The organism is Bacillus changyiensis, assembly GCF_027706145.1.
In the GTDB taxonomy this organism is placed as follows: Bacteria; Bacillota; Bacilli; order Bacillales; family Bacillaceae; genus Bacillus; species Bacillus changyiensis.
This window is the reverse complement of the sequence record NZ_JAQFWW010000002.1, coordinates 824,101-849,042: the sequence shown is the minus strand read 5'-3', so window position 1 is coordinate 849,042 and position 24,942 is coordinate 824,101. Positions and strand designations below refer to the sequence as shown.

The 24,942-nt window shown below is 34.2% G+C and carries 20 protein-coding genes; 15 read left to right on the top strand and 5 right to left on the bottom strand.

Annotated features, from left to right (window positions below):
* Window positions 1-18 precede the first annotated feature (18 nt).
* The 5 genes from xylE (at window position 19) to PDT38_RS11350 (ending at window position 5,831) form a co-directional block, all read left to right on the top strand.
* Window positions 19-1,407 carry a D-xylose transporter XylE gene (gene xylE, locus PDT38_RS11370; RefSeq protein ID WP_270801751.1) on the top strand — a complete coding sequence of 463 codons (1,389 nt, stop codon included), beginning with the start codon at window positions 19-21 and terminating at the stop codon, window positions 1,405-1,407.
* 23 nt (window positions 1,408-1,430) lie between these two features.
* Window positions 1,431-2,927, top strand: a complete 1,497-nt coding sequence (xylB, locus tag PDT38_RS11365; protein WP_270801552.1) for a xylulokinase — start codon at window positions 1,431-1,433, stop codon at window positions 2,925-2,927.
* A 261-nt stretch (window positions 2,928-3,188) separates the two neighbouring features.
* On the top strand, window positions 3,189-3,527 hold the full coding sequence (locus tag PDT38_RS11360; RefSeq protein ID WP_270801549.1) for a PadR family transcriptional regulator: 339 nt from the start codon (window positions 3,189-3,191) through the stop codon (window positions 3,525-3,527).
* Window positions 3,520-4,821 carry an FtsW/RodA/SpoVE family cell cycle protein gene (locus tag PDT38_RS11355; protein WP_270801548.1) on the top strand — a complete coding sequence of 434 codons (1,302 nt, stop codon included), beginning with the start codon at window positions 3,520-3,522 and terminating at the stop codon, window positions 4,819-4,821. Before PDT38_RS11360 ends, PDT38_RS11355 begins: the two co-directional genes overlap by 8 nt.
* Window positions 4,818-5,831: an alpha/beta fold hydrolase gene (locus tag PDT38_RS11350; protein ID WP_270801546.1), complete on the top strand. Its 1,014-nt coding sequence runs from the start codon at window positions 4,818-4,820 to the stop codon at window positions 5,829-5,831. The genes PDT38_RS11355 and PDT38_RS11350 overlap by 4 nt, the downstream gene beginning before the upstream one ends.
* A gap of 121 nt (window positions 5,832-5,952) precedes the next feature.
* Here the strand turns inward: PDT38_RS11350 and PDT38_RS11345 are convergent, their stop codons facing one another.
* Window positions 5,953-6,663, bottom strand: a complete 711-nt coding sequence (locus PDT38_RS11345) for a GntR family transcriptional regulator (RefSeq protein WP_270801545.1) — start codon at window positions 6,661-6,663, stop codon at window positions 5,953-5,955.
* A 222-nt stretch (window positions 6,664-6,885) separates the two neighbouring features.
* On the opposite strand from PDT38_RS11345, the gene bglA reads away from it, so the two are divergent.
* The 10 genes from bglA (at window position 6,886) to PDT38_RS11295 (ending at window position 20,394) form a co-directional block, all read left to right on the top strand.
* Window positions 6,886-8,325 (top strand): 6-phospho-beta-glucosidase BglA, encoded by a 1,440-nt coding sequence (gene bglA / locus PDT38_RS11340; protein ID WP_270801543.1) that lies wholly within the window; start codon window positions 6,886-6,888, stop codon window positions 8,323-8,325.
* A gap of 117 nt (window positions 8,326-8,442) precedes the next feature.
* A complete protein-coding gene (locus PDT38_RS11335) occupies window positions 8,443-9,258 on the top strand; it encodes a MerR family transcriptional regulator (RefSeq protein WP_317134953.1) in 816 nt (271 codons plus the stop codon).
* A 334-nt stretch (window positions 9,259-9,592) separates the two neighbouring features.
* Complete coding sequence (locus tag PDT38_RS11330) at window positions 9,593-9,817, top strand: plantaricin C family lantibiotic (protein ID WP_270801541.1); 225 nt, start codon at window positions 9,593-9,595, stop codon at window positions 9,815-9,817.
* A 192-nt stretch (window positions 9,818-10,009) separates the two neighbouring features.
* Window positions 10,010-13,117 (top strand): type 2 lanthipeptide synthetase LanM family protein, encoded by a 3,108-nt coding sequence (locus PDT38_RS11325; RefSeq protein ID WP_270801539.1) that lies wholly within the window; start codon window positions 10,010-10,012, stop codon window positions 13,115-13,117.
* Between the two features lie 75 nt (window positions 13,118-13,192).
* A complete protein-coding gene (locus PDT38_RS11320) occupies window positions 13,193-13,372 on the top strand; it encodes a class II lanthipeptide, LchA2/BrtA2 family (RefSeq protein ID WP_270801537.1) in 180 nt (59 codons plus the stop codon).
* A 79-nt stretch (window positions 13,373-13,451) separates the two neighbouring features.
* Complete coding sequence (locus PDT38_RS11315; RefSeq protein WP_270801534.1) at window positions 13,452-16,373, top strand: type 2 lanthipeptide synthetase LanM family protein; 2,922 nt, start codon at window positions 13,452-13,454, stop codon at window positions 16,371-16,373.
* Between the two features lie 12 nt (window positions 16,374-16,385).
* Entirely contained in the window at window positions 16,386-18,551 is a 2,166-nt protein-coding gene (locus PDT38_RS11310; protein WP_270801531.1) for a peptidase domain-containing ABC transporter, read from the top strand.
* Between the two features lie 46 nt (window positions 18,552-18,597).
* A complete protein-coding gene (locus PDT38_RS11305) occupies window positions 18,598-18,738 on the top strand; it encodes a hypothetical protein (RefSeq protein WP_270801530.1) in 141 nt (46 codons plus the stop codon).
* 20 nt (window positions 18,739-18,758) lie between these two features.
* Window positions 18,759-19,676: an ATP-binding cassette domain-containing protein gene (locus PDT38_RS11300; RefSeq protein WP_270801528.1), complete on the top strand. Its 918-nt coding sequence runs from the start codon at window positions 18,759-18,761 to the stop codon at window positions 19,674-19,676.
* A 4-nt stretch (window positions 19,677-19,680) separates the two neighbouring features.
* Complete coding sequence (locus PDT38_RS11295) at window positions 19,681-20,394, top strand: ABC transporter permease (protein ID WP_270801527.1); 714 nt, start codon at window positions 19,681-19,683, stop codon at window positions 20,392-20,394.
* Window positions 20,395-20,697: 303 nt separating this feature from the next.
* Here PDT38_RS11295 and ahpF read toward each other — a convergent pair whose 3' ends face one another.
* The 4 genes from ahpF to PDT38_RS11275 form a co-directional block, all read right to left on the bottom strand.
* On the bottom strand, window positions 20,698-22,230 hold the full coding sequence (gene ahpF / locus PDT38_RS11290) for an alkyl hydroperoxide reductase subunit F (RefSeq protein ID WP_270801525.1): 1,533 nt from the start codon (window positions 22,228-22,230) through the stop codon (window positions 20,698-20,700).
* A gap of 13 nt (window positions 22,231-22,243) precedes the next feature.
* Window positions 22,244-22,807 (bottom strand): alkyl hydroperoxide reductase subunit C, encoded by a 564-nt coding sequence (gene ahpC, locus PDT38_RS11285; protein WP_270801524.1) that lies wholly within the window; start codon window positions 22,805-22,807, stop codon window positions 22,244-22,246.
* Window positions 22,808-22,981: 174 nt separating this feature from the next.
* Window positions 22,982-24,277 (bottom strand): chloride channel protein, encoded by a 1,296-nt coding sequence (locus PDT38_RS11280; protein WP_270801523.1) that lies wholly within the window; start codon window positions 24,275-24,277, stop codon window positions 22,982-22,984.
* 12 nt (window positions 24,278-24,289) lie between these two features.
* A complete protein-coding gene (locus tag PDT38_RS11275; protein ID WP_270801520.1) occupies window positions 24,290-24,901 on the bottom strand; it encodes a DUF421 domain-containing protein in 612 nt (203 codons plus the stop codon).
* Window positions 24,902-24,942: the final 41 nt, after the last annotated feature.

Here is a 24,942-nt window from a genome sequence, read left to right as displayed (position 1 = left end):
CTGTCTTTAAATCAAAACATGGAGCAAAAGAAGAATTCTTTTTATCTGTTTGGAATTACGCTTGTTGCCGCGATTGGTGGATTGCTATTTGGGTATGATACCGCTGTTATTTCAGGGGCAGAGAAGTCAATAAAGCTTTATATGATAGATCCCTTGGACTTAGGGGCATTCATTCACGGGGCAACCATTTCAAGCGCGTTAATCGGTTGTATCATTGGCGGTTGTATTTCCGGATTTTTTGCTTCTAGGTTTGGACGAAAGAATTCCCTTTTTATTGCAGCAATATTATTTTTTCTCTCAGCGTTTGGAGCGGCCTATCCTGAGTTTTTGTTTTTTACAAAAGGGGAACCGACGATAGGGTTGTTAATTGCCTTTAATTTTTATCGGATCATTGGTGGAATTGGTGTTGGGTTAGCATCAGCCGTCTGTCCGATGTATATCGGAGAAGTTGCACCTGCTCATATCAGAGGTCGGCTTGTCTCGTTTAACCAATTTATGATTATCCTTGGAATGCTAGTTGCATATTTCGTTAACTTTTCTATTTCCAGTGGTGAAACCCAGGAGTGGGTCAATGATGTAGGCTGGAGATACATGTTTGCATCCTTAAGTGTACCTGCATTATTATTTGGGGTTCTGTTAACATTGGTTCCTGAAACACCACGTTATTTATCCTTGAAAAATCAAGATGAGAAAGCACTGACGATTCTTGCAAAAATTAATGGTTCTAAAGCAGCGAAAACGATCTTGGATGACATCAAACAAACGTTGAATGTTGCTTCTGAAAAACTATTTACCTATGGAAAAACGGTTATCGTGATCGGAATTTTGCTTTCCGTGTTCCAACAGTTTGTTGGAATCAATGTGGCCTTGTATTATGCACCAAGGATTTTTGATAGTATGGGAGCAGGAAAAGATGCTTCATTGTTACAAACAACTGTTATGGGATTGGTTAATGTCATCTTTACAGTTGTGGCGATCATGACAGTAGATAGATGGGGCCGAAAACCATTATTAATGACCGGTTCTATCGGAATGGCGATTGGAATGTTTGGTGTTGCCAGCATGGCATACACAGGTGCGATTGGAATGGGGACATTAATCTTCATTATTGTGTATACTGCTTCTTTTATGATGTCATGGGGACCGATTTGTTGGGTGCTCATTTCGGAAATCTTCCCGAATAAAATTCGAGGTCGTGCTGTGGCAATAGCAGTGGCGGCACAATGGGCCGCAAACTATTTTATTTCCTCCACCTATCCAATGATGATGGAGTACAGTGGAACTATAACCTATGGTTTTTATGGATTAATGAGTGTTCTTTCTGCCATCTTTGTTTGGAGATTTGTCCCGGAAACAAAAGGTAAAACACTTGAGGAAATGGAGAATACTTGGAAAAGAGTTTCTTAATCTCAGAAGTGAGGGGAATCATCATGAAATATGTCATTGGCGTTGATCTTGGAACCAGTTCTGTGAAGGTGCTGCTTGTTGATCAAAATGGGGTGGTTCATGATTCAGTTTCTAAGGATTACCCGCTTATTCAACAGCAACAGGGTTATAGTGAACAAAATCCTGAAAACTGGGTAGAACAAACAATCAAAGCACTAAAACAGCTAGTAAATGAGACAAATGTACATCCGAATCATATTAAAGGTCTTAGTTTTTCCGGACAAATGCATGGTCTTGTGCTTCTTGATGAACATCATCAGGTTATTCGCAATGCGATTTTGTGGAATGACACAAGAACAACTGCACAATGTCAAAAAATTGATCAGCAACTAGGCGGAAAGCTACTAGAGATTACAAAAAACCCGGCATTGGAAGGCTTTACTTTGCCAAAACTTCTTTGGATCAAAGAGTTTGAAGCGGAAAACATGGAGAAAACAAGTGTGTTCTTATTGCCAAAGGATTACCTCCGCTATCGTTTAACGGGAGCCATCCATATGGATTACTCTGATGCAGCGGGTACTCTGCTCCTTGATGTTGTCAACAAATCATGGAGTTCCGACATTCTCCGAACCTTTGGAATCCCTGTTTCTATTTGTCCGCCTTTAGTGGAAACAGAAGCTGTTGTCGGATCCCTAATTCCAGAAATTTCCGAGATGACTGGGCTATCACAAGATATGAAAGTGTTTGCCGGAGGGGCAGACAATGCATGTGGAGCGATTGGTGCCGGGATTTTATCAGAAGGAACAGCTCTTTGCAGTATTGGAACATCAGGCGTTTTTCTTTCATATGAGAATGATAAAAATAAAAATTACGGTGGCAAAGTCCATCTTTTTAACCATGGTCAAAAGGATTCTTACTATTCTATGGGTGTTACGTTAGGTGCTGGGTACAGTTTGACATGGTTTAAGGAGACATTTGCTAAGGAGCAGTCATTTACTGATTTATTAGAGGAGGCGTCTTACTCATCGATTGGAGCGAATGGACTTATGTTTACCCCTTATCTTGTGGGTGAGCGCACTCCGTATGCAGATGCCAAAATAAGAGGAACATTCACCGGTATTGATGGTTCTCATAAGATCGCTGATTTTACCCGTGCAGTCATTGAAGGAATTGTGTTTTCAATTCATGAAAGCCTTGAAATCTTCCGCAACTATGGCAAGGTCATTGATACGGTCATTTCGATCGGCGGTGGTGCGAAAAGTGATCTATGGCTACAAATTCAAGCCGATGTATTTAATACAAAAGTGGTAAAATTGCAAAATGAACAAGGACCTGGTATGGGGGCAGCGATGATCGCCGCTACTGGATTAGGCTGGTTCCCGTCACTTAAAGACTGTGCAAAAGTATTTATAAAAGCAGATAAAGTCTATCGACCTAAACGAGAAAATGTAAAACGATATCAGGCGTTTTATCAAGTGTATAAAGATGTCTACCCGCATACGGTTGCGATTCATCATCAGCTGTTTGATCTTCGTAAATAGTGAATCTTGGTGTATTCGAAAGAGCGTCAGTACATCATAAGTCTTTGACGCTCTTTTTAAAATGAATGAGCTGGGTTCAGCTTAATCGTACTTTTTCCTTTCCTCATGCAGTTCAACAAACGATGATGGAGTCGTTTTCTATACGGTGTGTAAGTAAGCCAAAAAAACTAGAGGATTGAACAATGTTGACATACCTCGAACATCTATGTATTATTTTATACATAGATGTTCGAGGTATGTTATTTTAAGGAGGTTTACATTTTGAATTTTGATAAAAGTCTTGTGGCAGGGAGTACAATGTTGTTGGTTTTACATTTGCTTGATAATCAAGATATGTATGGGTATCAAATAGTAAAGGAATTAGAAAAGCGTTCAGAAAGCACGTTCACTCTTAAAGAGGGGACATTGTATCCTATTCTCCATTCTCTTGAAAAAAACGGCCTGGCTGTTTCATATATGTCAGCTGGAGAATCAGGAAGAAAACGAAAGTATTATCAAATAACGAAAAGTGGAAAGAAACAACTGGCAGATAAAAAAGAGGAGTGGTTAATATTTACGAGAACAGTAAATAAAGTCATTGGAGGGAGTCGTTTTGCATAATGATAGTGAAAAATTTATTCAGAAAACATGTGAACAGGTACGTTTTAGAGCTGCTCACAAAGGAATAGAACAAGAATTAGCTGCGCATATTGAAGATAATATGGAGCAGTTCATTGCTCAAGGCTTGGATGAAAAAACAGCACGTGAAAAAGCAATAAAATGTATGGGAGATCCTATTGAAATAGGAGGAGCGCTTAACAAGGTACATAGATCTCAAACAGAGTGGGGAGTCATATGCTTAAGTTTGTTATTAAGCATATTCGGTGTTGGCACAATGTTTTTTATAGGTGATGTACCGGCTGGTAATAGTAGTATTTTTGCTATAAAACAAGTTATATATACAATGATTGGCATGGGGCTTTTAGTTGGGATATATTTTTATGATTACACAAGACTTCATAGATTTGGTATAAGAATATTTTTATTTGGTCTGATTTTAACGATTATGACTATATTGTTTGGAGACAAAGAAAATGGTGTATTTTTCTTTGAAGTAGGACAGATCAGCTTTTCAACAGTATCTATTTGCAGTTTCATATTTATGGTGTCTATTATTACCGAGTTAAGCAAATGTAGGGGGAAAGGAATAACTGCTTTTTTGAGAATATGTACATTATGTACAATTGCCCTTGTTTCCTTATTTATTAATCGTGCATTTTCTCTCGGTTTTACTATGCTAATCGTTTATGCAGTCATTCTTACTGTTGCTGCAGGAAAAGGACATTTCAATGCTGAAAAAAAGCGGGGTTATATATATACAGCAATAGGTATTTGTGTGGTGTCTTTAATGATCGTTATTTTGCATACGATTTATATATATCATCATAAATATATGGATCATGTTGTAGGTAAGTATTTGGAAGGTGCCCAATGGATTGGTAGGTCAACATTTTTAAATGTGCATGGATGGACATATTTACCTGAAAATTGGGCGGACTTCTTTTTAACAATCATTGTTGCGCATTTTGGTTGGATTGTTGGGTGTCTGGTATTGGCTGCTCTTATAGCACTTTTCACTATCATGATATTCAGAACAGTCAGTATAAAAAATACTTTTGGATTTTACTTGTCTGTGGGGATGAGTGTTTCTTTCATAACCTCTTTTATGTTTAGTATTGTTACAGAAGTGGGTTACGTGAACAACTTGGCTGCTAGTTTATCATTTGTTTCTTTTGGTGGGACGAACTATCTTCATCATATCTTTGCTATAGGGTTGTTTTTATCCATTTGGAGAAGAAATTTAATCGTGCCAAAGGATATGTACAGCAGCCTATCTCAAGGAAGACAACTATGAAATTAAAGATGAAGGATAATAGAGCGTCTAAAAAGAAAAGACGAAAGTATAAGATATTAATAGGTATATTATTAGTATTATTAACAGGGATTGTGTATGAACAAATTGGACAATTTCTGGACAGTAGTCGTTTTCAACCACCAGGAAAAATCATTAGTGTAAATGGACATAATATGCATATTTTTGCAGAAGGAAAAGGGAAAACAACAGTTGTATTTGCATCGGGCTGGAAGGTACCCAGTCCATATGTTGACTTTTATCCACTATACAGTGAATTATCAAAACATACGAGAACAGCAGTTTATGATAGACCGGGTTATGGATGGAGCGAAACAGCTCATACGCCTAGAGATATTGATGTGATAGCAAAAGAATGGCATGAATTGCTTAAGAAATCTGGTGAAAAGGCACCGTATATTCTTGTCGGGCACTCTATTGGTTCACTTGAAGTGATAAGGTTTGCTCAATTATATAAAGATGAAGTGAAGGGTGTTGTGTTAATTGATGGATCAAATCCTGATATGTATTCATCTGCAAAAAAGCCCTCAGTTTTTGTCAACCTGCGTACATCAATAATGAATCATTCAATTGATTTATCTAACAGATGCGGCTTAACAAGGTTATTATTAAATGTTATACCAGATTCTTATTCTTCTACTGTATTAGTTACTGCAAGAAACAATTTTAAATTTGCTCCAGAAAATTTAAAAAAGCTTGATGCGGCATTGCTTTTAAAAACACTTAATAATAGAAATCAAGTTGATGAAGGTAAAAATAAAGAGGCAAACGCTAATAAAGTAGCATCAAAAGGATATATCAAAGATATACCTCTGAGAATTATTACATCTGAAGAAATAAATAGCTATAAAGAGGCGCGAAAAAATCAATTCAATTTAAAACGGTGGTCTACGGATAGCAAGCAAATCATTGTAAAAGGATCAGGCCATGCTATTCATTGGGTACATCCAGAAGTGATCAATAAAGAGATTTTGGATTTATTAAGTAAGTAACGAATACCGAATGAAGCGGTTTCTAGCTTTTTTGTATACCCGAAGGAAATTTGTAACTAATATATTGGCTGAATATCAAGGCCCCTAAGACTTTTTGAGAAAGTTTCTTAAGGGCCGAACCTTATAACAAATAACTATTCGTCTGAACAAAAAACTGGGATTGTTCATAGTTGTAAGTAATTTTAGAAAAATCGAATGGTTGACCATTTGTTAAATGAAAGATGCTTTCAACGTAAAGTTTAGGTGAACCGGTCTTCAAACCTAAATACTTCGCTTCCATCTCATTTAATGCTCCCACATGAAGGAATGAATCGGAAAATCCGACCTTCAATCCCAGTCCTTCCTGAATGTAATCGAAGATTGAATCAGAAACGATTTCTTTATTCAAATAAGTAATCATCGATTTATTGTAATACGATTCTTCAAAGCACAATGTTTGTCCATTCATGTACCGGACTCTTTTGACATGATAAACATCAGCATCAAGCTCAATGTTTAAATTATCAGCGGCTTGCCGAGTTGGTTTTCTTACAGCCAATTCAATCACTTTTGCTGTAATATGAAAACCCTCAAGATTCTTTTTAAATCCTTGACTAGAAAGGAGACTGATATAGCCTTTCCTCTTGTGCTTTCTCACGAAAATTCCGCTACCTCTAACTTGAAAGATTATACCTTTTTTTTCTAATAAATCTAACGACTTCGTCACTGTGCTTTTGCTTACTTTAAATTGAGCCATGAGTGCTTCCAACACAGGAAGCTTGTCCCCCTGCTGAAGTTTGTTATCCTCAATATACTTTTCAATCTCCGCTGCGATTTGTTGGTACTTTAACATGTTCATTCCCCACTACATTGGTTTCATTTGATATTAGAAGTATAGCATAATGCAACTACATATATAATGAGTGTAAAGTTATTAGACGGTCGTTGAAAAATTATACCCGTACAATTATAATATAAGTGTATACTTTGATTAAAACAATGATTCATAATGAAACACCTGATGAAAAGAATAAACATAAAGGATACAGTCGTAAGTTAAAAGGAGGAATGCAAAATGAAAAAAATGCCGGACAATTTCTTATGGGGCGGTGCTCTAGCTGCTCATCAATTTGAGGGTGGATGGAATCAAGGTGGTAAAGGACCAAGTGTCGTTGATGTGATGACGGCGGGCGCACATGGTGTACCTAGGAAAATGACTGAGACAATTGAAGAGAATCAATTTTATCCGAACCATGAAGCGATTGATTTCTATCATCGATATAAGGAAGATATCGCTTTATTTGCTGAAATGGGGTTAAAATGTTTAAGGACATCGATTGGTTGGAGCAGGATCTTCCCAAAAGGTGATGAGGCTGAACCAAATGAAGAAGGATTGCAATTTTATGATCATGTTTTTGATGAATTGCTGAAATATAGAATTGAACCTGTTATTACATTATCTCATTTTGAAATGCCGCTACATCTAGCCAGAAAATATGGTGGATTTAGAAATCGGAAAGTCGTTGATTTCTTTGTGAAATTCGCTGAAGTTTGCTTTAATCGCTATCAGGATAAAGTGAAGTATTGGATGACATTTAACGAAATCAATAACCAAATGGATGTGAACAATCCTCTGTTTTTATGGACAAATTCTGGTGTTGTGGTAGGAGAAAATGAGAACGCGAAAGAGGTCATGTACCAAGCAGCACATCACGAATTAGTTGCCAGTGCATTGGCCGTGTCAAAGGGCAAGGAAATAAACCCCGCTTTCCAAATCGGGGCGATGGTTTCACATGTGCCAATATATCCTTACTCATCCAATCCTGAAGACGTCATGTTAGCTGAAGAGGAAATGAGACAGCGCTTTTTCTTCCCAGATGTACAGGTTCGCGGTTATTATCCAAACTATGCATTGAAAGAATTTGAAAGAGAAGGTTATCATCTCAAGTTTGAAGATGGAGATGCGGAAATTTTAAGAAATGGAACGGTAGATTATTTAGGTTTCAGTTATTATATGTCAACAACTGTTAAAAGCGATGTGCAACAAGATCAGACCGGTGATATCGTCAATGGTGGATTGCCTAATGGGGTCGAAAATCCGTATATCAAATCAAGTGATTGGGGCTGGTCCATTGATCCAACTGGTTTGAGGTATACATTAAATCGACTTTACGATCGCTATCAAATTCCATTATTCATCGTCGAAAATGGCTTTGGGGCTGTTGATACATTAGAAGCGAACGGTACAATCCATGACCCAGAAAGAATTCAATATTTAAAATCACATATTGAAGCATTAAAAAAAGCAGTCATTTATGATGGTGTTGATTTAATGGGTTACACTCCATGGGGCATTATTGATATCGTCTCATTCACAACAGGTGAAATGAAAAAACGTTACGGAATGATCTATGTTGACCGTGATAACGAAGGAAACGGGTCAATGAAGCGATATAAGAAAGATTCTTTTGAGTGGTACAATAAAGTAATTCTAACAAACGGTGAAGAGTTGTAAACAAAAGCCATGCTGCCTTAATTTTAGCAGCATGTTTTTTTTGCTGTTGACTCTCACATGGTGTGAGATATTAAGCTAAAGATGTCATTCGAATGATAGTCATTTTATAGGGAGGTCATATTTATATTCAAAATTGGCGACTTTTCTAAGATAACAAAAGTGTCTGTACGTATGCTTAGATATTATGATGAAGTTGGAATTTTTCAGCCTGCAACAATTGATAAATTTACAGGTTATCGATACTATTCGGCAAAACAGATTTCAGAGATTAACCTCATCGTATCATTGCGAGATATGGGATTTAACGTAGCTGACATCGCTATATATATGAAAGAAAAATCTGAGGAAAAGCAAGAAGACATGTTAAAAGCCAAAAGTGAAGACATTAGGAGCAATATCAAGACAGAGCAATTAAAACTTGAAAAAATCAATGCAACAATCAAGAATATGAAAAAGGGGCGAGTCGATATGAATGATCATGTGACATTAAAATCTCTACCTAGCTATCAAGTTATCTCTTTAAGAGATACGATACCAGCTTATGATGCAGAAGGCATGCTTTGGTCAAAATTGAGTGAATACGTCATGACAAACAATATCTCTTGTCAAGAGATTGCTTATGCAACCTATCACGATAATGGTTACAAAGATGGTGAAGTTGATGTTGAGGTTGTCATGGGCGTTGATCAACTCATGAAAGATGAAAATGAATTTATCTTTAAGGAAACGGAAGCAGTTGACCAAGCGGCTAGTATACTCGTCCCAGGAGATTATTCTAATTTATTAGGAGCATATCAGTTCCTAGCAAATTGGATTGAAGAAAATGGGTACATGATATCCGGAAACCCACGCCAAGTTGCTATAAAAGGACCTTGGAATGAAAAAAATAAAGAGGACTATTTGAATGAAATACAGATTCCAGTTAATAAATAAAAATACAAAGTTCGTAGTTCAAATTTTTAATTGTTTTCTTTTTTATAACATTTACAAAGTATTTTATTCTTTTTAGTTAATCTAGACACATTTTAATTCATGATCCGGACTCTGTTTTCCAGCCTGAAAACTCAGGTGTATTGGGAATCATACATAAGAGTATTGATCTGGGTAAAAATTACTGTTAAGTACAAAGTACACAGAAAAACTTGTCGAATACTGGCGAATGAATAGAAATATCGATCTATGTAATATATTTGAAATAGTGATAAACTTAAATTATTCACCTAGATATTTCAAAAAAGAAAAATTTGAAGTAAAGGAGGTGAGCGTCGTGGGGTTTATAAAAGATCCAATCTTAAGAAATAAAGAAAACACAAATAATGTAAATCCTGCTGGAGATGTGTTTGAAGAAATTAGGGAACAAGATGTTGTTGGAGCAATTAGTTGGGGCACATTATTAACAACATTGTCATGTTTAGCAGCGAGCATAATGATTGGTGATAAAGGGCAAGTTTGTACTGGAACAGTAGAATGTCAAAATAATTGTAGGAAGTAGTAATTGTTTAATTTTTTTTAAACATGGCACAGGTCACTCAAGGAAGTTTCCTGTGTCATGTAGTAAAGATTATTAAGCAATCAATCTGTATCTGAGTGGATGATTTTACATAGCTGCAATAGAAAAAGGTATTAAAAAATAATTAATTTTGAACTAAAAATCTAAAAAATAATAGAAAGGGAGGGGAATTAATTGGGGGTCACAAGTGATATCATGTCAATTACTAAAGAGGATATTGTTAATTATTGGCTAAAACTTTTTCCTGAAGTCGACAACGAAATAGAGTTGGATCATTTATTGAGAAAAGTAGGAAAGTTAGAAAAAGAGAAAATTTTGAAGAAAACAATAAATCAATATGAGCGACAGAAAGTTGGAACCACAAGAATCAATGAGTTAATAAATGGAACTTTAAGCAACTATACGAGAAAAAAAACTGTCGAATTGAAAAACTACATTCCTTTCTATTATTTCTTTTTGCCTTTAATCAATAAAAAAGCTGATTCTTTTTTTAAAGAAATTCAAGAGTTTAAAATAATCGAAAATGTAGATATTTTTGTGGATTACACTTTAAAACAATTATTAGACCAATTATTTGAAATGTCATATAGGATGCTAGTTTTGGAAGTAAATGCAGCAAAAATAGAAGGGAAGCTTTTGGGGGAAAATTCGAAAGAAAGAATTTCATATTTTTCAAATGTGTTATTAAGAGATCCAGCTTTTCTTTCAAATTTATATGAAGAATATAATGTATTAATTCATATTCTAAGATTGTCCATTGATAATTACTTGAATTTTACTAAAGAAGTAATCAGAAATACAGAAAAACAATTATCGACTTTAGAAGCCAAACTAAATAATGGATTAAATCTTGGAAGAATTTCAAAAATAGAAATGGGTGCAGGTGATACACATAAACAAGGAAAGACAGTATCCATTATACACTTTTCTAATGGCGTGAGAATTGTTTATAAACCAAGAAATTTAGACTTAGAAGAAGGGTTTAATTCATTATTAAAGTGGATTAAGTATAAAAATATATCTAATGTATTAGACTTTAAAAAAGCTCGTATCCATTCAACAGATTATTGTGGCTGGATGGAATTCATTGAAAATAAAGAATGCAGCAATGAAAGTGAAATTAAACGTTTTTACAATCGAGCAGGGAATTATTTATGTTTATTATACGTACTAAATTCGGTAGATTTTCATTATGAAAATTTAATAGCACAAGGAGAATACCCCATGCTAATAGATATGGAGTCTATTTTCCACGCTAATATTGTATCGGAAAAAAAAGAGCTAAATAGCGGGTATGTTAAAGCAAGAAAAATTACTAATAACTCTGTCAATTCAATTGGGTTACTTCCAACAATGTTAACAGATTTAAAAGAAGAAAATTCCATTGGATTTGATTTAGGTGGATTAAGTGTAAGCGAGGAACAGGTAATTCCCATTAAATCCTTATTTATCGAGAATATTGACTCCGATACTATCAGAGTCATCAGAAAAAATAGTGGTATTACCCCAAAATCGAATAATCCGATTCTTAACGGTTCAATTGTTGATTCTGCAAACTTTATTGAAGAATTGAAATTTGGCTTTAAAACAATGTATTCATGGATATTAAAAAATAAAAATATTTTCTTAAACAAGATAGAACAAATTTTTTCTGGCAAGAAAAATAGACTTATTGTTAAATCGACTATATTTTATGGTCAACTCTTAAAAATTGCTTCTCATCCTGATTTTTTAAGACAGAGTTACAATAGAAAATTAATTTTACATAGAACTGCCTTAAAGATGACAGAAGATCAGACTTGGTTAATTGACTCAGAGTTTGATGATTTATATGATAACGAAATTCCTTACTTTATGACAAATATTAATGATAAAAAAATTATCAATTCAAAAAATCAAATCCAAGATAATCTTTTAGAAAAATCCCCCATGCAATCAGTAAAGGATAAAATATCTAGCTTATCACAATCTGATTTAGAGCGACAGATAGAGTATATTGAAATGTCCTATTTAAATAAAAGAATGTGGAACCCAGATATTACAAACTTAAAATTCGCTTCAAATTTTAATCGTTTAACACCGGAAAAATGGATCAAATCTGCTGAGATGATAGGAGAATTTATTGTAGAAAACAGCATTCAAGGTATTAACGATTCTAACAGATCAGATGCTTTTTGGATTAGTACAAGTCTACAAGGGTTTGAAGAGAACATCTGGAAACCTGATGTCCTTGGGTTTGATTTATATAATGGAAATTCTGGAATCGCACTATTTTTGGGTTATTTAGGGAAAATATTAAATCGAGATGATTTTAAACAAATTGCTTTTCAAGCGATGGAGATGCCTAGAACTATTATCAATACAATGGATAAAAAACTAGCTCATTCCGTAGGAGCATTTACTGGGTTAAGTGGTATCTTCTATACACTAAACAAATTATCGGAACTGTATGATGACTATAATAGTACAAATTTTATAACCGCCAATATCGATTGTATACTGAGCAACATTAGAAAAGACACTGTTCATGATGTTATTGGTGGAGCTGCGGGAGCCCTAGGAGTATTTGAATCATTAGTACGAACAAATGATAAAGAATTACAAGAGGCAGCCATTAACGGGGCATTTGCATGCAGCAACAAACTAATTAATTCTGTCACAAATGACAATGGGATGTCTTATTGGCCATCTAGGTCTTCTACAGCATATTCGGGATTCTCGCATGGAAATTCTGGGATCATAGCTTATTTATATAAACTTTATACAATGACCAATGATTATCGCATTTTGAGTAGTATTGAAAAGGCTTTGAAATTTGAAAGATCACTATATTCGAATAAAGAAAAGAATTGGTATAGCACTGCTAAAAAGAATAAATTTAGTAATGGTTGGTGCCATGGTGCGCCAGGTATTTTATTAAGTAAACTTATATTGAAGGAACACGGTTTTTCAGATTCTAGAATTGATCAAGAGATCAATATTGGAATTTCTTCCACATGTTTAAATGGAATAGGAAATAATCCAACATATTGTCATGGTGATTTAGGTAACTTAGCTATTCTAAACTATGCTTCTGAAATTACAGGGCAAGTGGATTTAAAAAATAAAACCATTCAAACCTATCAGGATTTATTTGATAATGTACTGTCTAAAGAGTGGAACAAAAAAAATCTAAAATGTACATGGTCAGTTGGCCTGATGATTGGTATTACTGGTTTTGGTTACTCTATGCTTCGACATTATGCTCCAGAAATAGTATCGGAGTTTTTATGGTTGAAGTAATTGTTTTGTAATGATATATATTGGCCATTTGGTCTTTATATATAAATAATATTTTTTAGAGAGGAGAATGAAAAAATGCAAAAAGAACTAGAAAGATTGTCAGGCATGATTGAAGAAAGTGAGCTTGAGGCATTAGCAGGTAATGAGGATGTATCTGGTGGATGGACCCCAGTAGCAACCGTTATTATTGGAATCACTGGATTAACGATGAATGCTACACCATGCCCTACATCAGCTTGCACAAAATCTTGCTAGTATAACAGAGTTAGGAGTTCTAAAAACTCCCAATTAGGTAGGGATAATCCCTACCTAATTTGTAGAAGGAGGAATTGTAATGTATCACCAGAATAAAGAGGTAGTCTTTATAGACGAATTGAATAGTTCTCTTAATGATAAAAATAAAATTGTACCTTCTGAAATACAAAAAAAATACTCTTTTGATTTGTTTTTCCTCAGATTTTTAAATTTATTTAGTTATCGATTAAATAATGTTTTGAATAAGTTTAAAACTCAAAGAAAATTCAGGATCAACTTTGAAAATATACTTCATCATAATGTTAACTCTTTTCTTGATGATATCCACTTTTTATGTATTAGAACTTTAATTTATGAAATTAATGAGAAAAGAATGTTGAATTTATTGGAAGGCGAAACTTCCAATGAACGATACAATTATTTTAATGAAAGCTTTGAAAATCAAGAATTTTTTGTGCAATTCCTTAACAAATATCCAGTTTTAACATGGTTAATGGAAACAATGATATATAATAGAGTCCAATTAATCAATGATTGCTTACAGCGATTATCAGATGATACTTCTTCTATCGCCCAAGAAATTGGAATTGTTTTCAAAGAAGTGTTAGATGTTAACATCACTTCAGGTGATACACATAATAAGGGGAAGAAGGTTATTTGTGTAGTTACAGATGAAGGAAAGATAATGTATAAACCTCATAGTCTCTCCACTGATTTATTATTTCAACAGCTTATAGAGTATATTAATAATAAGAATAAATTAAATTGCAAAATCCGTTCTATTCCTAGTATAGATAATGGAGATTATGGATGGCAAAAGTTTGTAGAGTTTAAACCGTGTAGCAATGAAACTGAAGTGTCAAGGTTCTATTATAGATTAGGCATCAACTTGGCGTTTTTATACATAATTGGCACAACGGATATCCACTTTGAAAATTTAATATGCTGTGGTGAACATCCCTATATAATCGATTTTGAAACATTAATCGAAAATAAATCTTTTGAAAACACATCACGAGGTTTGGCTCAAGAGCTATATCGTCATATTAATGAATCCGTTCTAGGTACTGCTGTTCTTCCACTTAATTTTAAAAATAGTTTATTTGATTTTGATATGAGCGCTCTATCGACTTCAAATGAGCAAAAGTCAGATTTTTGGAAAATGCATGTCATATTAAATGATTATTCAGATGAAATTTATTTAAAAAAAGAACCAGGAAATATTTTAGAAGGATCCAATTATGTTCAATTTGAAAATCAAAAAGTAAAGCCTTTTAATTACATAGAGGATATTATTTGTGGATTTGAAGAGAGTTATCAATTAGTATTAGACAATAAAATGGAATTTAATAATTTCGTAATGAATTTATTTAAAAAACAAGATATTGTGGTAAGGCAAGTTTTAAGACCAACTAGTATCTATGCCAAATTTGTAGAAGCATCTACACACCCGAAGTATTTAAGAAATTTTGAAGACCGATATAATTTGATGGAGAAAATAAAAAATCAAAAAGTAAATGTTTATAGTAAAAAGCAGATGAAAAGGGAATACTTTGAAATATATGCTTTAATGACATTAGATATTCCATACTTCACAACTAAGATGGACTCACATCATTTAAATTGTAATCAACAAGGCAAAGTCGACAACTTTTTCCCTAAAACATTACAAGAAATTTTGCAAAATAGATTATCAAGAATAGGAAAAAAAGATTTAGAATTCCAACTTTATTATATTCGGTTATCTTTATCTACCACAACAAAAAATAATTGGTTAAAAGGTGATAAAAGTTTTCCAAGAATAAATCATCTTATTCCTTACTTCAAAAAAGGTAATACTAACCTCGATTATGCAAGGGATATTGGGGATGTTTTGGCGAAATATGCAATATGGAATAAGGATCAATCAAACTGTACATGGTTTGTTCAAAATATTGAAAACGAAAAATTAAAATTAGGAGCTTTAAACCATTTGTTATATGAAGGCGGAGGAGTAATCCTGTTTTTATTCCATTTAGCTAAGGAAACGAGGAGCGAAAAGTATTATAAATTAGCTTATGCAGGATTAAAAGGCTTAGAAGATCAAATATCAAATATGAAGATTCCTAAAGTACTATCTGCATTTAATGGAATCGGGTCATTGATTTATCTTTATTATACAGTATATCAATTATATGGGCATCGCGAAGCTTACGATAAATATAAGTATTATATTCAAGAGATATATAAATATGATCTGCATAACTCGAACTTGGACTATGTATCTGGATTATCTGGCTTGCTTGTTCTATTGACAAATATATATGATCAGGAAAAAGATGTAGCAATAGTTGATATTTGCAGGAAAACAGGAGGTTATTTGTATGATCAGATCAAAACAAAAAACGAAATTAAACTAACAGGGCTATCTCATGGTTATTCAGGTATACAACTTGCTCTTGTGAAAACTGGTAAATGTTTAAACAATAAAAAATTTTTAGAATTGGCCAAATCATTAATATATGTAGAAAACAAGTATTACAATGCTGAAAAGAATAATTGGGAAGACTTAAGAAATGGATTGAATAAACAGTTGGATCCAGTATTTTGGTGCCATGGAGCCCCTGGAATCGCTTTAAGTAGAGCATCTATATTGCAGTACGATGGTATAAATTCAAATTTGATAAAACAAGATATCTCTCGAGCTGTAGAAAAATTAATAAAGGACGGTTTTTCTGAAAAACATGATCATAGTTTGTGTCATGGTATTTATGGGAATATAGATATTTTAATTTCTTTGGGCCAATTGTTGAATGAAAGTAAATACTTAGATATAGCGGTAAATGAAAGCAATAAATGTTTAAACTATATTAAAAAAAATCTTGTAAAATGCGGATTAAATAATACTTTTGATTTGTTATCCTTCATGGTAGGCCTAACTGGTATTGGATATACTTTTTTAAGATTGAATAACCTAAATTTACCATCTGTATTATCGTTAGATGTAAATGTGGTAAAGTGAGAGGGCATTAACATGAAAATTCGAACAAAAAGACGGGTTCCTTATGTAAGTCAAATGGTTCAAACAGAGTGTGGACTATGTTGCTGCGCTATGATATTAAACTATTATAAAAGCAATGAAACCCTTTTAGATCTAAGAGAAGTACAAGAGATTGGCAGAGACGGTTTGTCCATGAGACAATTGCAAAAAATATTAACAGATAAGAGCTTTGAATCAAAAATGTATAAAGTAACGGTAGATCAATTGCCAAAGATAAACATGCCTGTAATTGCCCATTGGAATAATGATCATTTTATTATTATTGAAAAAATAAAAAAGACTTATGTATATATAGTAGATCCAGCAAGAGGTTTCCAAAAAATCACGGTTGACGAATTTGCAGAAAGCTTTAGTCACTTTATTTTAACAGCATGTCCAACAGAAGAATTTACACCACAAAAGAAAAAAAGAAAAAGTCCTTGGAAGTTTGTTTTTCAAATCTTAACCCAAAAGAAGAAGCAAATCTTTTTGGCAACAATGTTTTCTATTATTAGTTACTTAATTATGTTGCAAATACCCATATTCACTAGAAGTATTATAGATAACACAAAAATATTTCAAAACACCAATACAATATATGATTATTTTTGGTTAATAATTATGATATCTTTGGTGTATTTTTCGATTTTAATGGCTAGAGGGATTAGTTATATTTATTTAAATGTGGCAACTAGTAAAGACCTTGTCGCTAAAACATTTTCCCATTTATTAAAAATACCTTTCAAATTTTTTGAAGTTAGGACATCTGGTGACTTAATGTACAGATTAGGGAGCTTAAACGGTGTAAGGGAACTATTGACTTCGCAAATAATTGGAGGGTGTATTGATTTTGGGGCGCTAATTTTTATTCTCTTTTACATGATGAATAGTTCTGCTAGCCTTACAATGGTTGCAGTTGGAATATTTATGGCAAATATGATTTTTATGGTATTAACTAGAAATCTTTTAGCGGTTTCTATTAATAATGAAATTATTCATCAAACAAAATCACAATCTATTCAAATTGAAACTTTGTACTCTATAGCTTCAATAAAAATGTCTGGAATTGAGAATAAAATATATGATACGTGGAATCAAGTCTTTGAAAAGGTTCTACTTAAATATAAGAGCAGATCTATCATTCAAAATATAATTAATTCTGTGAACGGGACTTTTCAAACTGTAGGTCCGCTTGTTATTTTAATTATTGGAGTGTATCTATTTATTAATCATAAACTATCTCTAGGTGAAGTTGTTGCTTTTCAGACGCTATCAACGACTTTTTTTGGACTAAGCACATCGTTGTTTGGGGTGTACACCCAATATTTATTAACAACACAGTATTTAGAAAGAGTTCAAGACATTTGGGAGCAGCAGCTTGAACATGTCCCAGAAAATCCTATCGAGCATATACTTGAAGGAAATTTAGAAATGAGAAATGTCAGTTTTTCTTACACTAGTAATACGAAACCAGTTGTGAAGAATATTAATTTTTGCGTGCAGGCTGGACAAAAGGTGGCAATAGTAGGTCCATCTGGATCAGGAAAAAGTACGTTAAGTAAGTTATTAGTAGGTTTATATAAACCAACCAGTGGAGAAGTTTTTTATGATGGTATTTCAATTTATCAATTGGATAAACAAACATTAAATAGTCAAATTGGTATTGTACCACAAGACATTACATTATTAAATAAATCTATCTATGAAAACATGACGATGAATAATGAAGATGTGAATGAAGAAGAGGTTATAGAAGTTGCAAAAATAGCAAATATTGATAACGAAATCCAGGCAATGCCCATGAAATATCATACGGTTGTTTCCGAAATGGGGCTAAATCTGTCGGGAGGTCAGCGACAACGAATTGTTTTGGCAAAAGCTCTTCTTAATAAACCTAAAATTATAGTACTTGATGAAGCTACTAGTTCACTAGATATGATTAATGAATCTAATATTTCAACATATCTTAAAAACTTGGGGTGTACTCGGGTGGTTATTGCCCATAGATTATCAACAGTTATGGATTCTGATGTAATTTATGTGATGAATAATGGAGAAATTGTTGAAAAAGGGAATCATGCAGAACTGATGAAGTTAGAGGGTTTGTATTTTAGTTTATACAAACTTCAGGGAGATGCAGAAGAGGAGGTTTTAGTATAAAAGGTTTTTTATAAACTGTTTATTCTTTGATGTGAGGAGACTAGCAATGAAAAGAAAAAAGGGATATTACTTTAGTATTTTCACCGGATTAGGTGTAGCGTTTGGAATGATATTTGACCAATTAATGTGGGGGCTTATTATAGGTCCTTTGTTAGGAATGCTAGTTGAGTCAAATGACAAAAAATAGTAGGGGTGAAGGTCGTGTGCATGGTAGAAGAATTTGCTTTAAAAACAAACCAGTTAACTAAACAATATAAGCACAGTAAAGCGCTTGATAATGTGAGTATTCATGTAAAAAAAGGAGAAATATATGGACTTATCGGTATGAATGGTGCTGGAAAAACGACTTTAATCCGTCTTCTAGCAGGATTGATCAAGCCGGAAAATGGAAAAATAGAAATTTTTGGTGAAGAGGTGGAACGAAAAAAAGAGATTTTGCGGAGGAGAATTGGATGGTTGATTGAATCACCGTCCCTTTATTTAAACCGAACAGCTTATGAAAATTTAGAGATTGAGAGATTGCATAAAGGAATTTCAGAGAAATCTTCAATAGACAATGCCTTGAAAATGGTCAATCTTCTGGATGTAAAGAATAAGAAAACGAAGGAGTTTTCTTTGGGGATGAAACAGAGGCTTGGAATAGCGATGGCATTATTAGGAGATCCCCAAATATTAATATTGGATGAACCTACAAATGGTTTAGATCCAGTAGGGATTGCCGACATGAGAAAAATGTTAAAAACCTTAAATAAGAACTATGGAATAACGATTTTAATATCAAGCCATATGCTATCTGAATTATATCAATTAGCTGGAATATATGGTATCGTCCACAAAGGAAAATTAATAGAAGAAATTAAACTAGAGGAATTAAATAATCGGTGTCAAAAATATATACATATTAAAACAAAAGAGGTTCAGAATATAGTTGAAATGATAAAAGCGAATTTTTTAACATATAATTATAAAATTATTGGAAATTCAGCTATAAATCTGTATGATGATCACCTGAACATTAATGAAATTTCCTCATTTATGCATGAAAAGGGCATTAAGTTTGAGGGGATTTTAAAAAAAGGCGAAAGTTTGGAGGACTATTATTTAAACTTAATAGAAGGGAAGTAGTGGTGTGTTACAAGCAGAGATTTTTAAACTTAAAAAGTCAAGAATACTATTTATTTTATTTCTTACTCTGGTTTTTATGTCGTTCGCATTATCATATTGGTTTCAGTCCTATACTGGGATTGAAATGTTAAAGTTTGTATATGAAATACAATTAATGTTTCCTTTAATCATTTTTATGGGGATTATTGGGGCATATTATATTACAAACGAATATCAAACGGGAGGTTTTAAAAGGTATATATCTTATGGGCATAGGAGAAGTATTATTATTTTAACGAAAAGCTTCGTATTCTCAGTACTGATTATTATTATGAGTTCTATTATGCCATTATTTACAGTTCTTACGAATACATATTTAAATGGATTTGGAGATGTATCTTTTTTAACAGTCATACGAATTATACTATTAAGTGAGTTTATATATATAGGATTAACAGCTATGGCAGTATTAGTTTGCTTAATACTTAAAAATCCTATTATAACGATGGGGCTTTTCTATGCTATCTACAATGTATATGTTTTTTTTCAAGTGATTGCTTCGAAAATTGATTTTGTTAAAAAAATATATGATTATACAATATTTGGACAGGTTCAATTGGCTTTATTAACAGAAATATCGATGAATGATACTATCCAAATCATAATAGTAACATCACTAACTGCTACTTTTTCAATTGGTTTAAGTATATTCGTTTTTAGAAGAATGAGTGTTATGTAATTATGAAAATCAAAGGCGATGTTAACCGTATAATAAATATGAATTAGAAAGAAGATAACTAAATGGGATCTATTGTTGAGGGAGATTTGAAAATAATTGGCTGTGGACTGTAGCTGGTGGTGCACTTTATGGTCTTAAACTGCTATTTAAATAGTTAATTAAGGGTTTGTTGGGAGCGAATCATGATCCTATTGTCTATCAAAACAAAATATGTGTTTACTCTAGGGATCAAAATAAGGTCATTTTAGGAATTTGAAAGAAAGCCATTATACTACCAATTAGGTAATATAGTGGCTTCTTATATTAGTTACGGATAAGGTAATCAAACGCCCCTAAAGCCGCATTTGCTCCCGATCCCATTGAAATAATAATTTGATGATACGGATGATCTGTGCAATCGCCTGCAGCAAACAATCCGGGGATGTTTGTGGCTCCATGTTTATCTACGATAATCTCACCGATACGGTTCCGTTCAACGGTTTCAGGTAGCCAATCGGTATTTGGCGCGAGTCCGATTTGAACGAATACGCCTTGTAATTCGATATGTTTTTCTTCCTCGGTGGTGCGGTCAATATAGGTAATCCCGTTGACAGTGTCTGTGCCGGTAATTTCTTTCGTTTGAACATTTTTCAGGACTGTTACATTTGGAAGGCTGTTGAGCCGTTTTTGCAGGACATCGTCAGCTTTTAGCTCTGGCATAAACTCAAGAACCGTGACATGCTTAACAATACCAGCAAGATCGATTGCTGCCTCAATACCGGAGTTGCCGCCCCCTATTACAGCTACATGTTTTCCTTCAAACAATGGGCCGTCACAATGAGGACAGTATGCGACACCTTTGTTTTTGAACGCTTGTTCACCTGGTACGCCAATATTGCGCCAACGGGCACCTGTTGAAATGATGACAGCTTTACTTTTCAAGATAGCACCATTTTCAAGTTCAACTTCGAAAAGTTCTTTTTTGTCTAGCTGTTTTGCACGGTTTAGATTCATGACATCAATATGATAGTCTTTTACGTGTTCTTCAAGGTTTGCTACAAGCTTAGGTCCTTCTGTTGCTTTTACACTGATGAAGTTTTCGATGCTCATTGTGTCAAGGACTTGGCCGCCAAAACGTTCGGCCACAATACCTGTCCGAATACCTTTTCGTGCTGCGTAAATTGCTGCACTTGCACCTGCTGGACCGCCTCCGATGATAAGCATATCATATGGGTCTTTGTTAGATAGTTCAGCTGCGTCTTTCCCACTGCCCACCAATTTTTTAAGAATTTCTTCGAGTGTCATTCGACCGCTTCCGAATGGTTCGCCGTTTAAGTAGACAGTTGGCACTGCCATTATGTTTTTGCTTTCAACTTCTGATTTGTATGCTGCACCATCAATCATTGTGTGTGTGATGTTTGGGTTAAGAATGCTCATCATGTTTAAAGCTTGAACAACGTCAGGACAGTTATGGCATGTCAGACTGATATAAGACTCGAAATGGTAATCACCGCTTATGTTTTTAATTTGCTCAATGACTTTTTGGTCAACCTTAGGTGCTCTGCCACTGACTTGCAATAGTGCTAGCACTAAAGATGTGAATTCGTGGCCGAGTGGAACACCGGCAAATGTCACGCCTGTTTCTGCTCCGGCGCGAGTAACACTGAAGCTGGGCGTTCTATTTAAGCGTGTTTTTTCAACAGTGATTTTAGTAGACATGGAAGCTAGCTCTTCAACAAGAGCTAGCATTTCCATAGAGGTTTTGTCTTCACCTGCACTCACTTTGAGAATCAGCTCATTTTCAATGAGCTGCATGTATTGGTTTAGTTGGTTTTTGATATTTGCTTCCAGTACCATAGAACGTTCCCCCTTAAATCTTGCCTACTAGATCAAGGCTAGGTCTAAGAGTTTCAGAGCCTTCTTCCCATTTTGCTGGGCACACTTCACCTGGGTTTTGACGAACATATTGTGCTGCTTTTACTTTATTCATTAATCCACTTGCATCACGGCCGATACCACCTGCATTAATTTCAACAGCTTGGATCACTCCATCTGGATCGATGATAAATGTACCACGGTCAGCAAGCCCTTCTTCTTCGTTTAGCACTTCAAAGTGACGAGAAATTGTTTGAGATGGGTCACCGATCATGGCGTAAGTAATTTTAGAGATTTTTTCAGAACTATCATGCCAACCTTTATGAACGAAGTGAGTATCTGTAGAAACAGAGTAGACTTCAACACCAAGTTCTTTTAGATTAGCGTATTGATTTTGAAGATCTTCGAGTTCGGTTGGACAAACGAATGAGAAATCTGCTGGATAGAAGCAGAAAATACTCCATTGACCTTTCAAGCTTTCATTTGTCACATCAATAAACTCCCCGTTTTTATAAGCTTTTGCTACGAATGGTTTTACTTCTGTTCCGATTAAAGACATATTAATTCTTCCTCCCAAATAAGTATAATTGTAAATCTTATCTCTTTATAATAATTATAATTATGTATTTATTATTAAATAACATATATTTTTTGTCAAGATAAAAGAACTTTGAAAAAAACGTGAGGATAAAACAGAAGAATCAATCGAAATCGTTGATATCTGGAGCAGCCCCTAAGGCTTTTTCTTTTTTTCAATATTTTTGATCGTTTCTCCGTTGATAACATTGTATAATCTGCTCTTCGGTTCATACATTTTTTGAGAAGGCCATAATCCATGATGACCAGAAAATATATAACTAACCAAACTAGCAATAAAAAAATACTCTAATCCTTTCCCATCAAACATTTCCATAGCCAACAGGAATGCTGTAATAGGTGTATTTGCACCACCACTAAAAGTCGCAATTAATCCCAATGCGGCTAAAAACGCGATGGGTAAATCCGCAATCGAGTGTAGTGTATTACCTAGAGTTGCTCCCATGAAGAATAACGGTATCGCTTCACCCCCAACAAATCCTGTTCCTAAAGTAATCGCTGTAAAAATCAACTTAGCGAGAAAGGCAAAAGGAGGAACCTCTTCTTTGAAAGCCTGCTCTAACATAGGTAAGCCTCGGCCATTGTAATCTTGAGAACCAACCAATAAATATAAACATACAATGATGAATCCACCCACAAATGCTCTTATCATATGGTTTTTCTTAAAAATTTTCTCGGTGATTGTTTCGATTCCGTGTCTCAACTGACAATATGTAATGCTTAATAGGCTAAACAGAATAGAAACAAGAAGGATCTTTATAAATGTGATAAAAGATAACTCCGGTAAAGCGTTGATGATAAATTCTTCGTGCTTAACTCCCCATGCTGCCTCCGTTATATAGTGGCCAGTGAAGCTAGCCACCAAACAAGGAACAAGCCCTTCAAATTTTAATTTTCCTAAAGCGGACATCTCCATTCCAAATACTGCGCCAGTAATGGGTGTACCAAATGCAGCCCCAAACCCGGCACTAATACCGCTCATTATAAAAATGTTCGTGTCTAATAACCGAATCTTAAACAAATTGTTGATCATTTGAGCCACACTTCCGCCCATTTGGACAGCTGCCCCTTCTCTTCCCGTGGATCCGCCAAAAAAAACTGTAATAAAAGTTCCAAGGTAGACAATGGGTCCCATTCTTTGCGGAACCTTTTTTTCTCCGTTAACAGCGTCAATGACAAGATTATTTAATTGGGCGGTGTTATGTAAGGTTTGATCCAAAATCACTTTTCCATATTTCATGTATATGTAGCCAAGGACAAGTCCACTAAGAGGCAGAAGGTATATGAGCCAGCCATTTTTTTCTCTGATGTGGCCGAGATCATCATTTGCTTTTAGCAGGAAAGCAGTCGTAGATCCTACAATTCCCCCAATGACACCGCCACATAATATCCATTTTCCAAGAGTCTGTAAGAAAATTTTATAATTTATCAATTTAAAGCAACCTCATTTCAATTCTTTCGCATGTTTTTTTGAATGCATTTCATCTTTAATTTCCGAAAAAATGTTATCTGAGGAATTGGCTTGTGTTATGGGGGTCTCAATTGGAGAGTGGTTGATATTCATTTCAATTAAGGCTTTCAACTGCTCTATATCCTCTTTAGTGGCATATTGTTTATTCGGTTTTAACATGTATCCTAATTGACCGTTCGATTCGATTGTCGCCCATTGTAAATCTTTAAATGTTTGAATGTTTTGTTGTCTCAACCTTACTTCAAGCATATCTACAGTTAAGCGCAGTTTTTTTAAATGACTTATATTAATTTGGCCGTTTTCGACCACTAGAACTGATTTTCCATAAATAAAGCTTTCGAAAGCATCAAACTTTAACGTCATATACTCAATCAACAGAAGAGTGAGGGTCATTAAAAATGTGACAATCATTGTAATCCAAATATTTCTGTCATTCACTGGTTGAATAATTAATGAACCAACAGCGATCATCATGACAGTCTGAGCAACGGTGAGCTGTGAAATGGATTTTCTTCCAGCTAACCGCAAAATGAGTACGCCTCCTATGACAATGACAACAGCTTTCCAGACAAAATTAAAATCCAAGAAAATTCCTCCTCATGAAACAAGCAAGTCACATTTATGTT

Excerpts from the sequence above, each read along its gene's own strand:
- xylE (WP_270801751.1), top strand. The coding sequence starts at position 19 with ATGGAGCAAAAGAAGAATTCTTTTTATCTGTTTGGAATTACGCTTGTT.
- xylB (WP_270801552.1), top strand. The coding sequence starts at position 1,431 with ATGAAATATGTCATTGGCGTTGATCTTGGAACCAGTTCTGTGAAGGTG.
- PDT38_RS11350 (WP_270801546.1), top strand. The coding sequence starts at position 4,818 with ATGAAATTAAAGATGAAGGATAATAGAGCGTCTAAAAAGAAAAGACGA.
- PDT38_RS11345 (WP_270801545.1), bottom strand. The coding sequence starts at position 6,663 with ATGTTAAAGTACCAACAAATCGCAGCGGAGATTGAAAAGTATATTGAG.
- bglA (WP_270801543.1), top strand. The coding sequence starts at position 6,886 with ATGAAAAAAATGCCGGACAATTTCTTATGGGGCGGTGCTCTAGCTGCT.
- PDT38_RS11320 (WP_270801537.1), top strand. The coding sequence starts at position 13,193 with ATGCAAAAAGAACTAGAAAGATTGTCAGGCATGATTGAAGAAAGTGAG.
- PDT38_RS11315 (WP_270801534.1), top strand. The coding sequence starts at position 13,452 with ATGTATCACCAGAATAAAGAGGTAGTCTTTATAGACGAATTGAATAGT.
- PDT38_RS11310 (WP_270801531.1), top strand. The coding sequence starts at position 16,386 with ATGAAAATTCGAACAAAAAGACGGGTTCCTTATGTAAGTCAAATGGTT.
- PDT38_RS11305 (WP_270801530.1), top strand. The coding sequence starts at position 18,598 with ATGAAAAGAAAAAAGGGATATTACTTTAGTATTTTCACCGGATTAGGT.
- PDT38_RS11300 (WP_270801528.1), top strand. The coding sequence starts at position 18,759 with ATGGTAGAAGAATTTGCTTTAAAAACAAACCAGTTAACTAAACAATAT.
- ahpF (WP_270801525.1), bottom strand. The coding sequence starts at position 22,230 with ATGGTACTGGAAGCAAATATCAAAAACCAACTAAACCAATACATGCAG.
- ahpC (WP_270801524.1), bottom strand. The coding sequence starts at position 22,807 with ATGTCTTTAATCGGAACAGAAGTAAAACCATTCGTAGCAAAAGCTTAT.